The organism is Streptomyces sp. NPDC047841 (genome assembly GCF_040704085.1).
In the GTDB taxonomy this organism is placed as follows: Bacteria; Actinomycetota; Actinomycetes; order Streptomycetales; family Streptomycetaceae; genus Streptomyces; species Streptomyces argyrophylli.
The window spans coordinates 213747-226103 of record NZ_JBEYRP010000003.1 but is presented as its reverse complement, the minus strand read 5'-3'; the positions used below and the strand labels follow the sequence as shown (position 1 = coordinate 226103).

Annotated in this window: 11 protein-coding genes and 1 pseudogene; 3 read left to right on the top strand and 9 right to left on the bottom strand. The window is 74.4% G+C overall.

Annotated features, from left to right (window positions below):
• Nucleotides 1-221: 221 nt before the first annotated feature.
• The 5 genes from AB0947_RS05640 to AB0947_RS05620 all read right to left on the bottom strand — a co-directional run bounded on the left by AB0947_RS05640 (nt 222) and on the right by AB0947_RS05620 (nt 5580).
• Entirely contained in the window at nt 222-1709 is a 1488-nt protein-coding gene (locus AB0947_RS05640) for an SPFH domain-containing protein (RefSeq protein ID WP_366748966.1), read from the bottom strand.
• A gap of 133 nt (nt 1710-1842) precedes the next feature.
• Complete coding sequence (locus AB0947_RS05635) at nt 1843-2061, bottom strand: hypothetical protein (RefSeq protein ID WP_366748965.1); 219 nt, start codon at nt 2059-2061, stop codon at nt 1843-1845.
• Nucleotides 2062-2088: 27 nt separating this feature from the next.
• Nucleotides 2089-3525 carry an amidase gene (locus AB0947_RS05630; RefSeq protein ID WP_366748964.1) on the bottom strand — a complete coding sequence of 479 codons (1437 nt, stop codon included), beginning with the start codon at nt 3523-3525 and terminating at the stop codon, nt 2089-2091.
• 329 nt (nt 3526-3854) lie between these two features.
• Nucleotides 3855-4817 (bottom strand): alpha/beta hydrolase, encoded by a 963-nt coding sequence (locus AB0947_RS05625; protein WP_366748963.1) that lies wholly within the window; start codon nt 4815-4817, stop codon nt 3855-3857.
• Between the two features lie 202 nt (nt 4818-5019).
• Nucleotides 5020-5580: an NAD(P)H-dependent oxidoreductase gene (locus AB0947_RS05620; protein WP_366748962.1), complete on the bottom strand. Its 561-nt coding sequence runs from the start codon at nt 5578-5580 to the stop codon at nt 5020-5022.
• Between the two features lie 99 nt (nt 5581-5679).
• Between AB0947_RS05620 and AB0947_RS05615 the strand changes: the two genes are divergently transcribed.
• Nucleotides 5680-6360 (top strand): helix-turn-helix domain-containing protein, encoded by a 681-nt coding sequence (locus tag AB0947_RS05615; RefSeq protein WP_366748961.1) that lies wholly within the window; start codon nt 5680-5682, stop codon nt 6358-6360.
• 92 nt (nt 6361-6452) lie between these two features.
• Here AB0947_RS05615 and AB0947_RS05610 read toward each other — a convergent pair.
• Together AB0947_RS05610 and AB0947_RS05605 are read right to left on the bottom strand one after the other, a co-directional pair.
• A pseudogene (locus AB0947_RS05610) lies at nt 6453-7603 on the bottom strand (NAD(P)/FAD-dependent oxidoreductase).
• Entirely contained in the window at nt 7600-8292 is a 693-nt protein-coding gene (locus AB0947_RS05605) for a TetR/AcrR family transcriptional regulator (RefSeq protein ID WP_366748960.1), read from the bottom strand. The pseudogene AB0947_RS05610 and the gene AB0947_RS05605 overlap by 4 nt, the downstream one beginning before the upstream one ends.
• Before the next feature lie 150 nt (nt 8293-8442).
• On the opposite strand from AB0947_RS05605, the gene AB0947_RS05600 reads away from it, so the two are divergent.
• The gene (locus AB0947_RS05600; RefSeq protein WP_366748959.1) at nt 8443-9444 is read left to right on the top strand and encodes a LacI family DNA-binding transcriptional regulator; all 1002 of its coding nucleotides are present in this window, start codon (nt 8443-8445) and stop codon (nt 9442-9444) included.
• A gap of 39 nt (nt 9445-9483) precedes the next feature.
• Here AB0947_RS05600 and trxA read toward each other — a convergent pair whose 3' ends face one another.
• Complete coding sequence (trxA, locus tag AB0947_RS05595) at nt 9484-9873, bottom strand: thioredoxin (protein ID WP_366748958.1); 390 nt, start codon at nt 9871-9873, stop codon at nt 9484-9486.
• Nucleotides 9874-10013: 140 nt separating this feature from the next.
• Here trxA and AB0947_RS05590 point away from each other — a divergent pair, with 140 nt between their 5' ends.
• Nucleotides 10014-11444: an NAD(P)/FAD-dependent oxidoreductase gene (locus AB0947_RS05590; protein ID WP_366748957.1), complete on the top strand. Its 1431-nt coding sequence runs from the start codon at nt 10014-10016 to the stop codon at nt 11442-11444.
• Nucleotides 11445-11452: 8 nt separating this feature from the next.
• On the opposite strand, the gene AB0947_RS05585 is transcribed toward AB0947_RS05590, so the two are convergent.
• The gene (locus tag AB0947_RS05585) at nt 11453-12097 is read right to left on the bottom strand and encodes a peptide deformylase (protein WP_366748956.1); all 645 of its coding nucleotides are present in this window, start codon (nt 12095-12097) and stop codon (nt 11453-11455) included.
• Nucleotides 12098-12357 lie beyond the last annotated feature (260 nt).

Sequence of the window (12357 nt, the reverse complement as noted above, 5' to 3'; positions counted from 1 at the left end):
AACACGGCCCCGAGACCGGGCGGCCCTGGCCCGCTCCCCCCGCGCCTCCCGGCCCCTCGGCTCACGGAACTCCCCGCCCACCCGGAACCCGCCACCCCGCCGCCGCGAACCCGGCCCCGCGCCCGCGGCCGGCCGGACTCGTGCAGACGCGCGGCCGGCTCGTACAGACGCGCGGCCGGGGCCCCTGGTGAGGGACCCCGGCCGCGCACAACACCCCTTTCTCAGCCCTCCTGCTGCACGGGCACCTTCTGCGACGGAGGCGCCACCACGCCGTTGAGCGAGGGCGAACCACCGTTCACCGGCTGCCCGTCGTCCCCCATCGTGGCGAGCAGCTTGCGGGCGAGGCCCAGCCCCGTGCCGCCCATCGTGAGCGCCTTGGCGAACAACTCGCCCATGCCGTCGGCGCCGTTGAGCAGCACCATGTTGTCCACGTTGCCGAACGCCGACGCGCCCGCCTGGACGATCTCCGGCCACTTCTCGGCGAGTTGCTGGGCGACGACCGCCTCCTGGTTCTCCGCGAGGGCCGCGGCCCGGGCCTTGATGGCCTCCGCCTCCGCCAGACCCTGGGCGCGGATCGCCTCGGCCTCCGCCAGGCCCTTCGCCTGCTGGGCGGCGGCCTCGGCCTCACCGGTGGCCCGGGTGGCGTCGGCGGTCGCCGCACCCCGGGTCTTGGTCGACTCGGCCTCGGCCGCGGCGGCGGCCTTCACCCGGGTCGCCTCGGCCGCCGCCGCCAGCTCCGTCTCCTTCGCCTTGGCCTGGGCCGCCGAGATCCGCGCGTCACGCTCGGCCTCGGCCAGCGTCCGCTTCTCGTACGCCTTGGCGTCCGCCGGCTTGCGGACGTCCGCCTGGAGCTGCTGCTCCCGCCGGTGCGCCTCCAGTTCGGCGACCCGTGTCTCCTGCACGACGACCTCCTGCCGGGCCGCCGCCGCGGCGAGCGGGCCGGCCTGCTGGGCCTTGGCCGCCGCCTTGTCCCGCTCGGCCTGGTAGCCGGCCTGGAGGATCTCGCTGTCCCGGGTGGCCTCCGCCATCCGCGCGAACGACTGCTGCTCGGCCTCCGTGGCCAGCCGGTTCGCCTCGGCCTGGGCGATGCGCGCGTCCCGCTGGACGGCCGCCGCGTGCGGCATCGCCAGGTTCTGGATGTACCCGGTCGGATCCTCGATCTCGTGGATCTGCAGCGAGTCCACGATCAGACCGAGCTTCTCCATCTCCGTACCGCAGGCCGCCCGGGTCTGCCCGGTCAGCTTCTCCCGGTCGCGGATCATGTCCTCGACCGTCAACCCGCCCACGATCGACCGCAGATGACCCGCGAAGACGTTGTGCACCCGCTCCGACATCAGCTTCTGCTGGTCGAGGAAACGGCGGGCCGCGTTCGCGATCGACACGAAGTCGTCGCCGACCTTGAAGATGACCACGCCCCGCACCTTCAGCGGGATGCCCTGGTGCGTCACGCAGTCCACGTGCAACTCGGTCTCGTTCAGGTCCAGCGACAGCTTGCGCACCGCCTGCACACCGGGCAGCACCAGCGTGCCGCGCCCGGTGACGATGCGGAAGCCCATGCCCTCCTCCAGGCCCTCGGTGCGGTGCGTGGACCCGGAGATGATGAGCGCCTCGTTCGGCTCGGCGACCCGCCACATCATCTTGAACAGACCGATCAACACGAGGACGGCAACGACAACCGCCCCCGCTACGACGCCGACAACCATCGGCATACGCCCCCTTTGCATGGTGCCCTCTCGGCACCGAACGAAGGGAGTGTGCGCCTGCGCCGAGCTGGGGTGAAGACGCCGGGTAATCCTTGTTGCAATCTTGACGCACGCCGCCCTCACCTGGGGCGACGCACGCTCAACTGTCGTACGCCGCCGTCACGTAGACCGTCCTCGGCGGCAGGTACTCCACCACCATCACGACCGTCCCGGTCGCCATCCGGCCCGTGCCGTCGGCCGGATAGGCGAGGAAGTGCTCCGCGCCGCCGCGCACCCGCACGATCACCTCGCCGACCAGACCGGGCCCGACCGTCCCCGTCACCCGCCCCATCAGCCCGACCATCGACGCGTCGTCCATGGCCCCCAGCGTACGGGCGGAACGCCGTCACGCGGCCGGAGTGCCGGCGTCCGCGCCGGCGCCGACCCCCTCCGGCGGCCACCGCTCGTGCCAGCGCAGCTCCGCCTCCATCTGCGCGGCCAGGGACACCAGGAGCGGCTCACTGCCGGCCGGGCCGAGCAGCTGGGCGCCCACCGGCAGTCCGGGGCCGGCGAACCCGGCGGGCACGCTCACCCCCGGCCAGCCGAGCACGTTCCACGGCCAGGCGTACGGGCAGGCGGCGATGATCGCCCGGTCCGTGGCCAGCCCGCCGAGCCCGGCCAGGGCACCGATCCGGGGCGGGGGCATGGCGGTGGTCGGGGCGAGGACCACGTCGTAGGAGTCGAAGAACGCGCCGATCCGCCGGTGCAGCACCGCCTCGGCGCGCCGGGCCGCCCGGAGCGGGGCACCGGCGAGCAGCCGGCCGAGCCGGGCCGCGCCCCGGGTGCGCGGATCGAGCAGCGCGGGATCCGGGGCCTCACGGACCCGCTCGGCGATCCCGGCGGTGGCCCGGGGCAGGAAGGCCAGCCCGATCTGCCCGTACGGCGGATCGGCCTGCTCCACAACGTGCCCCAGCCCGGCCAGCCGCTCGGCGAGTTCGACGACCCGGGAGCGGATCACCGGGTCGAGCGGGGCGGGTACGGCGGTGAACGGCGGCTTCAGCGACAGGGCGACGCGCAGCCGTCCCGGGTCGCGGCCGACCGCGTCCGCCACCGTCAGCGCAAGCGGCCGGTGCGGGTCCAGGTCGTGGTTGCCGCTCGCCGCGTCGAGCAGCACGGCCGCGTCGGCGACCGTACGGGCCAGGGTGCCGTTGACCGTGATGCCGTGGAAGGACTCGCCGCGCGGCCAGGTCGAGATGCGGCCGCGCTGCGGCTTGATGCCGATCAGGTGCGTCCAGGAGGCCGGGATGCGCACCGAACCGGCGCCGTCGGAGCCGAGGGCGGCCGGGACGAGCCCGGCGGCGACGGCGGCGGCCGAACCACCGGACGACCCGCCGGGCGTGTGCCCGGTGTTCCACGGGTTACGGGTCTCCCCGAACGCCGGCCCCTCCGTGAACGGCCACTGCCCCAGCTCGCACGTGTTCGTCTTGCCGACGATCACCGCGCCGGCCGCGCGCAGCCGCCGTACCGCCTCCGCGTCCGCGGCCACCGGGGGGAACTCGCCGCAGCAGCCGAACGCGGTCGGCTCACCGGCCACGTCCATGTCGTCCTTCACCGCCACCGGCACCCCGAGCAGCGGGCGCCGCACACCGGCGGCCAACTCCCGGTCCGCCGCGTCCGCTTCGGCGAGCGCGGCCTCGGCGCGCACGATCCGGAAGCAGTTCAGCGTCGCCTGCGCGGCCTCGATCCGCGCCAGCGTCCGCTCCACCACCTCCCGCGAGGTCACCTCCCCCTCGGCGAGCGCACGCCGGGTCTCCACGAGTCCTGCGGAACGGTCGGGCGTCATGGACGAGCACCTCCGGGAGACTCCGGGCACGATGTCTACCGAACGGTAACGTCGAAGCGGGGCGGGAGCGTGGTTTTCCCGGGGGTGTTTCCCGGGGGGCGGGGGTTCTTCCGGGGGACGGGGGGTGTTCCCCAGGGCAGGGGCGGTCACGTCCTATCCGGCGCATCAGGGGCGGACCCGGAGGCGCGTGAGAAGCCGCGCTCGGGCGAGGACCCGTCTTCGGGGCGGACGGCCGGCCGTGCAAGGACGTGAGGAGAGCGCGGTCCGCCTCGTCGATCCAGGACCGGGCGTGTCGTGGCCGGGTGTCCCGTGGGGCGTGTGGTGGGGGATCAGTCCAGGAGTCGTCGCAGCCAGGCCAGCCGGGCCTTGCGGGCCGTGCGGGACAGGGTCGCCTCCGGCGCGAGGGCGTCGAAGCCGTGGCAGCCGCCCGGCCAGACGTGGAGCTCCGCCTCGCCGCCGGCCTGCCAGATCCGGGACGCGTAGCCGACCACCTCGTCCCGGAAGGTCTCCGCCGAGCCCACGTCCAGGAACGCCGGGGGCAGGCCGGACAGGTCGGACGCGCGGGCCGGGGCCGCGTACGGGGAGACGTCGGGGCCGCCGCGGCGGTCGCCCAGCAGGGCCGTCCAGGCGGTCTCGTTCGCGGTACGGTCCCACACGCCCCGACCGGCCATCTGACGGCTGGAGACGCTGTCGTTGCGGTCGTCCAGCATCGGGCACATCAGCACCTGGCCGAGGAGACGCGGACCCCGCCGGTCCCGGGCCAGCAGGGCCAGCGCCGCGGTGAGGCCGCCGCCCGCGCTGGCGCCCGCGACGACGATCCGGTCCGGGTCGCCGCCGATCTCCCGCGCGTGCTCCGCGGTCCACACCAGCCCGGCGTACACGTCCTCGATCGGCGCCGGATGCGGATGCTCGGGCGCGAGCCGGTACTCCACCGACACCACGACCGCGCCCAGCTCACGCGCCCAGGCCAGCGGTTCGGTCACCCCGGCCCGGTTGGTGCCGGCCACCAGGCCGCCGCCGTGCACGTGGTACAGCACCGGCAGCGGGGCCCGGACGGCAGCGGCCGTCGGCCGGCACAGGAGGAGGGAGACACCGGGGGCGCCCCGCGGTCCCGGCACCGTACGGTCCTCCGCCTCGAACGCGCCGTCCATGGTCACGTCGACCAGCTCGACGGCCGCGCCGCGCCGGGCGGCCTCGACGTCGTCCGGCGTCAGTCCGGGCCCGATCACGCCCCGGAACGACTCCAGCACGGCGGCGAGTTCCGTATCGAACGGCGGGGGGACCAGGGACATGGCTCCTGCTGCTCCTTGCGTGGGTCGTCCGGGTCATGAGAGGCCATGAGCCGTCTACCCCTCAGCGTGCCGGTCAGCCCCAGGCCGGCCTGGAACGCGCTGCAGCGCGGGCAGCGGGCGCGACGAAGGGCCGGAGCCATGGCGGCTCCGGCCCTTCGCCGGGAACATACGGTGCCGGCCCCCACGGGGGCGGCGGCACGGCTCAGGCGGCGGCAACGCCCACGTTGCCGTGCAGACGCGCGACGACCTCGGTCAGCTGGGCGGCGACCTCGGCGTCGTCGACCGGGTGGGTCTCGGCGAAGCGGGTGACCGAGCCGGGGATGGACAGCTTGATGTCCTCGATCACCTTGCCGCCGGCGATGCCCACGGCCTTGCGGGCCTCGTCCTGCGCCCACACGCCGCCGTACTGGCCGAAGGCGGTGCCGATCACGGCGACGGGCTTGCCGCCGAAGGCGCCGGCGCCGTAGGGGCGCGACAGCCAGTCGATGGCGTTCTTCAGCACGGCCGGGATGGTGCCGTTGTACTCGGGGGAGAAGAGCAGGAAGGCGTCCGCGGCCTGGGCTGCCTCGCGCAGCTTGGCGGCGGCGGCCGGCACCTGGCCCTCGACGTCAACGTCCTCGTTGTAGAAGGGGATGTCGGCCAGGCCCTCGTACAGCTCGACCTCGGCGCCCTCCGGCGCGAGCTTCACGGCCGCCTCGGCGAGCTGGCGGTTGTGCGAACCGGCGCGAAGGCTGCCGACGAGCGCGAGGATGCGAACAGACATGGGAACTCCAAAGGGCTGAAACATCGCTGTCACGATCCGGACCGGGGTCCGTTTAAGTGTGTACCACCCTAACCGGACCGCGGTCCAGTTTTGTTCCGGATGCTTTACGCTGTCGACATGTCCAGCGCTCTGCCGCCCTTCCCGAAGCCTGAGGAGCCCGTCGACACGCCCCGGTTGCTGGAGGTCGGCCCGGCGTCCGAAGAGCCGCTCCTGCGTGCCGACGCCGCCCGCAACCGGGCCCGGCTGCTGGAGGCCGCCGCACGGCTGATCGCGGAGCACGGGGTGGCCGGGGTCACCATGGAGGCCGTGGCTGCGGCGGCCGACGTGGGCAAGGGCACCGTCTTCCGCCGCTTCGGCGACCGCACCGGGCTGCTGATGGCCCTGCTCGACCACTCGGCCAGGCAGCTCCAGGCCGACTTCCTCAGCGGACCCCCGCCCCTCGGTCCCGGTTCGCCGCCCCTGGAGCGGCTGCGGGCGTTCGGCGTGGCGGTGCTGTACCGCACGGCGGAGCAGCTGGACCTCCAGCTGGCCGCCCAGCCGGAGCCGACCCGCCGGTTCGCGCACCCCGCCGCCGGGTCGCTGCGCATGCACGTGACGATGCTGCTCCGCCAGATCGTCCCGGACGCCGACTGCGACCTGCTGGCCCACACCCTCCTGGCCTCGCTGGACCCCGCGCTGATCCACCACCTGACCCGACAGTGCGACATGCCCATGGAACGCCTGGAATCCGGCTGGCTGGACCTGGTCGCCCGGGTGACCGGCACGGAGGCGCGGGGCTAGGGCCTGTCTGACCATTCGCGTCTGCCGGGCGACGACGCGAATGGTCAGGCAGGCCCTAGGGAGGAGTCCGGGCCGGGCCGCGGCCCGGCCGGTCAGTCGCCCTGGCCGGTGAACATGTTCACCAGGCCCTGCGGCGCGTCCGCGCGGAACAGCAGGGACTGGCTGTGGGCCGAGTCCGCCGCGGAGGTCTCGGCGCGGGGGAACATCCGGGACTCGTAGGCGGCCAGCGCGGCCTCCGTGTCCCCGGGGTGCGCGGCCAGGGCCAGGCCCAGTTCGGCGCCGTCGATCAGGGCCAGGTTGGCGCCCTCGCCCGCGAACGGCGACATCAGGTGGGCCGCGTCGCCGAGCAGGGTCACCCCGGGCGCCCGCTTCCAGCGGTGCCCCGGCGGCAGGGCGTGGATGCGGCGGGGCACCAGGGCGCCGTCCGCGTCGGCGACCAGCGCCCGCAGGCTCTCGTCCCAGCCGTCGAACTCCTTCAGCACGGCCGCCTTCGCCGCCTCGGCGTCGGTGAAGTCGATGCCGTCCAGCCAGTCCTCCGGCGCCACCACGGCCACGTACACGTGCAGGCTGCCGTCGGTCTCCCGGTGGGCGAGCAAACCGCGGCCGGGGCCGAGCGCGAAGAACATGCCGCCCCCGACCACCTCCGCGCTCACCGGGTGCCGCGCATCCGCCTGCCGCAGGTCGGCCTCCACGAACGACACGCCGGTGTACGCGGGCCGGGCCGTGGAGACCAGCGGCCGCACGCGCGACCAGGCGCCGTCCGCGCCGACCAGCACGTCGGTGGTGAACTCGGTGCCGTCCACGAGCGTCACCCGGTGCCGGCCGCCGTCCAGCGGGCGTGCGCCGGTGACCTTGGCGCCCCAGCGGACCGTGCCGGCGGGCAGGGAGCGGAGCAGCAGGTCGCGCAGGTCGCCCCGGTCTATCTCGGGCCGGCCGCCGGAGCTGTCGTCGGGCTCGGCCAGCCGGACCGCGCCGTCCCGGTCGAGGACCCGTACGGCCTGGCCGCCGGAGTGCACCCGGGTCAGGAACTCCTCGTGCAGGCCGGCGGCCCGCAGCGCCTCCTGGCCGCTGTCGTCGTGGATGTCGAGCATGCCGCCCTGGACCCGGGCGTCCGCCGACGCGTCCAGGTCGAACAGCGCGGCCTCGATGCCGTGCACGTGCAGCACCCGGGCGAGCGTTAGCCCGCCGAGGCCCGCGCCGAGACGGCGACGGGGTGGTGGGGGAGGGAACCGGGGGTCGTCATGTGGCCTCCTGGCCGTCGGTCGGTACCGGGGCCGGTACGGCGGTCCGTTCGATGCCGTTGACCAGCGTCTGGAAGGCCCACGACAGGCGGGCCTCGGGCGTGCCGGACAGCAGCGCTCCGGCGCCGGCGGCGATGTGCGGATGGGTGGCGGCGGGCGCCTCGCGCAGGGCCCGGGCCGCCGCCTGCCAGTCGCCCTGGGGCTGCTCCCCGGCGTGCTCGGCGGCGGTCGCCGTGGCGTGCTGGAGCAGCAGGTCCACGCCCCAGGCCGCCTGGGCGAGCGGCACCCCGCCCGCCTGGAGCAGCCCCAGCAGGGTCTCGACCAGGCGCAGGTAGTGCGGGCCGCTCGGCCGGGCGGTCAGCGCCGAGCGGGCCAGGGTGGGGTGCTCCAGGAGCATGTGGGTGTAGCCGGTGAGCACCCCCTCCAGCCGCTCCCGCCAGGTGCCCCCGGCCGGTGCGGGGCCGACCGTGCCGAGCAGTTCGTCCAGGACGGCGGCGTGCAGTTCGTCGGTGTTGCGGACGTACACGTAGAGCGAGGCCGGGCCGGTGTCGAGTTCCTGCGCGAGCCGGCGCATCGTCACCTTGCGGAGCCCTTCCGCCCGCAGGATCGCGACGGCGGCGGAGATGATGCCCTCCCGGGTCAGGGCGGGCTTGGCGGGACGCTCCCGGCGGGAGCGGGGGGCAGCGGTCATGCCCGACACTGTAACGAACATGTTCGTCGCGAACAAGTTCGGAGCGAACGTGTTCGTCACCGGGTGTACAGGCGTCCTCTTTGTCAAACGATGAACCACCTTGCCCCGCACGCCCCCGGCCCCCGCCCCTCTGCCAAGATGCGGTCTGTCATGGTGCAGATACCGAACACGCCCACGAGTGCCGATGTGGCCCGCCTGGCCGGCGTCTCGCGCGCGACCGTCTCCTACGTCCTCAACAACACCGGCGCCGTACGGATCAGCGAACCGACCCGCCGGCGCGTGCACGAGGCCGCCCGCGAACTGGGGTACGTCCCCCACGCCGCCGCCCGCAGCCTGCGTGCCGGACGCAGCCGTATGGTCCTCATGCCCGCACCGGCGATCCCGGTGGGCCCCCTGTACAGCCGGTTCCTGAACGAACTCCAGTGGGCGCTGGGCCGTCTGGACTACACCGTCGTCCAGTACGGCAGCGTCGGTCTGCAGGGGGACGAGGCCGCCCGGGCCTGGGCGGAACTGCGGCCGGTCGCCGTCCTGGTGCCCGGTGCCGGTCTCGGCCCCGAAGGCGTCGCCGTCCTCAAGCGGTCCGGCGCCCGGGCCGTCGTCACTCTCGGTCCCGGCCGTGTGGAGGGAGCGCACGCCCTGCAGATGGACCACGACGCCGTCGGCCACTGCGCGGGCGCCCACCTGTACGCCCGGGGCCGGCGCCGGATCGGTGTCGTGCTGCCCGGGGAACCGGGACTGGAGGCGTACTCACGGCCCCGGCTCGCGGGCGTGCGCGAGGCGCTGCGGGGCACGGACGCCACCGTGACGGAACTGCCGCTCGCCTACACCGAGGAGGCCGCCGCCGCACTGGCCGCAGGCTGGTCCCGGTCCGGCCTCGACGCGGTGTTCGCCTACAACGACGAGTACGCGATGCTGCTCATGCGCGCCCTCCAGGACGAGGGCGTGCGCGTCCCCGAGGACGTCGCCGTCATCGGTGCCGACGACCTGATGCTGGGCCGGCTGCTGCGGCCCCGGCTGAGCACGGTCCGCATCGAACTGCCCTCGGGGCAGGACCTCGCCGAACTGGTCGACCGTGCCGTGCGCGACCCGGGCGGCGAGCCCGAGGTGCGCACCGTGCTGGGGGCCTCGGTGATCCGGCGGGAGTCCAGCTGATCCGGACCCGCACCCGGTGTCACCGCGGCCCCGCACGCGTTACTGCTGCTGCCCCTCCTGGGCCTGGCCCTGCTGGGCGGCGATGTCCTTGCGGACCTCGTCCATGTCCAGCTTGCGGGCCTGCCCGATGAGGTCGGCGAGCATGGGCGCGGGCAGGGCGCCCGGCTGGGCGTAGACCGCGACCTGGTCGCGCACGATCATCAGCGTCGGGATCGACTGGATGTCGAAGGCGGCGGCCAGCTCCGGCTGCGCCTCGGTGTCCACCTTGGCGAAGACCAGGTCGGGGTTCTCCTCGGCGGCCTTCTCGTAGACGGGCGCGAACGACCGGCACGGCCCGCACCAGGACGCCCAGAAGTCGATGAGAACGAACTCGTTCTCGGTGACCATCTGGTCGAAGTTCTCCTTGGTCAGCTCCACAGTGCTGCTCATGGCGTCTTTCCCTCTTCCTGGTGTGGGGTGTGCCGACGGCGGAAACACGGCCGCCCGGCCGCCTATTCCACCCGTGCACGCCCCTGTTCCGCGCGCGTACCCGTGTGGCCACGGCGCACACCACCCACCAGACTGACCCCATGACGGAAACGGAATCCATCGCTTACGACGTCGTGGTGATCGGGGGCGGTCCCGTGGGGGAGAACGTCGCCGACCGCACCCGCGCGGCCGGCCTCACCACGGCCCTCGTGGAGAGCGAACTGCTCGGCGGCGAATGCTCGTACTGGGCCTGTATGCCCAGCAAGGCCCTGCTCAGGCCGGTCATAGCCCAGGCCGACGCCCGCCGCCTGCCCGGCCTCGCCCAGGCCGTCCAGGGCCCGCTCGACGCCCCGGCCGTCCTGGCCCGGCGGAACTACTTCGCCGCCGACTGGAAGGACGACGGCCAGGTCGGCTGGCTGGAGGGCACCGGCACCGTCCTGTACCGCGGCCAGGGCCGGCTGGCCGGTCCCCGCACGGTCACGGTCACCGGCCCCGACGGCACGGTCACCACCCTCACCGCCCGGCACGCCGTCGCCGTGTCCACCGGCACCCGGGCCCAGCTGCCCGACCTGCCCGGACTCGCCGAGGTCAAGCCCTGGACCAGCCGTGAGGCCACCAGCGCCCAGGCGGTCCCGGGCCGGCTGATCGTCGTCGGCGGCGGTGTCGTCGCCACCGAGATGGCCACCGCCTGGCAGGCCCTCGGCTCCCGGGTCACCATGCTGGTGCGCGGCAAGGGCCTGCTGAACCGCATGGAGCCGTTCGCCGGCGAACTGGTCGCCGAGGCCCTCACCGAGGCGGGCGTCGACGTGCGCACCGGCACCTCGGTGGAGTCCGTCAGCCGGGAGAACGGCACGGTCGTGGCCGTCACCTCCGCAGGTGACCGGATCGAGGGCGACGAGATCCTCTTCGCCACCGGCCGCGTCCCGCACACCGACGACATCGGCCTGGAGACCGTCGGCCTGGAACCCGGCTCCTGGCTGGACGTCGACGACAGCCTGCGCGTGACCGGCACCGACTGGCTGTACGGGGTCGGCGACGTCAACCACCGCGCCCTCCTCACCCACCAGGGCAAGTACCAGGCCCGCGTCGCCGGTGCCGCCATCGCCGCCCGCGCCACCGGCGGCACGGTCGCGGAGGAACCCTGGGGCCCCCACGCCGCCACCGCCGACCACCACGCCGTACCCCAGGTCGTCTTCACCGACCCGGAGGCCGCCGCGGTCGGGCTCTCCCTCGCCGAGGCGGAACAGGCCGGCCACCGCGTCCGCGCCGTCGACGTGGAGTTCTCCTCCGTCGCGGGCGCCGGCCTGTACGGCGACGGCTACAAGGGCCGCGCCCGGATGGTCGTGGACCTGGAGGACGAGATCCTGCGCGGGGTCACCTTCGTCGGCCCCGGCGTCGGCGAACTCATCCACTCGGCCACCGTCGCGGTCGCCGGACACGTCCCGGTCAGCCGGCTCTGGCACGTCGTCCCGTCGTACCCGACGCTGAGCGAGGTGTGGCTGCGGCTGCTGGAGGCGTACCGGGACAACTGAGCGGCCGGCTACGGCAGTCCGAAGCCCAGGGCCTCGGCCGCCGCCTCCGGCGTCGGCTGGGCCCACAGGGCCAGCGCCGCCTCGTTGGTGGACAGCGATCGGAGCTCCGCGCGGTCCAGGTACAGGGTGCCGTCGAGGTGGTCCGTCTCGTGCTGGACGATCCGGGCCGGCCAGCCGGTGAACTCCTCGTCCAGCGCGCGGCCGTGTTCGTCCGCGCCGCGCAGCCGTACCCCGGCGTGCCGGGCCACCACCGCGACCCACCCCGGCACGCTCAGGCAGCCCTCGAAGAACGCGGCCCTGGCGGTGCCGAGGGGCTCGTACGAGGGATTGACCAGGACGCGGAACGGCTGCGGCACCCGGCCCCGGGCCACCGCCACCTCCTCGGGCACCTGCGCCGGGTCCTCGATGACCGCGATCCGCAGCGGCACACCGACCTGCGGGGCGGCGAGACCCACACCGGGGGCCGCGTGCATGGTGACGCGCAGGGCCTCGACGAACCGGGCGAGCAGCGCGGGGCCGAGCTGGCCGTCGTACGGCTCGGCGCCGCGCCGCAACACTGGTTGTCCGGCCGCGACGATGGGCAGGGGGCCGCCGGCGGCGAGGAGTTCCTCGACCCGCTCGGCGAGCGGTGCGTGATCACGGGGAGGTGCCATCGCGTCAGCATGCCACGCCCGCACGCCGCCCCCTGTGGCCCAGGTCACCAACACCCTGGGGAACCCGGCCCTTTCGCGGTCCGGCTACTGGACGGCCCTCGCTTTTTTCGCCCGAGCCCCGGAGAACCCCGCCGATGACCACCGCTCCTGCGGCCACCCCGGCCGAGGTGTCGCGCGCCGCCGCCCGCGGCCGCTGGTGTTGCGCCTGCACTTCTACGCCGGCGTGCTCGTCGCGCCCTTCCTGCCCGCCGCCGCCGTCA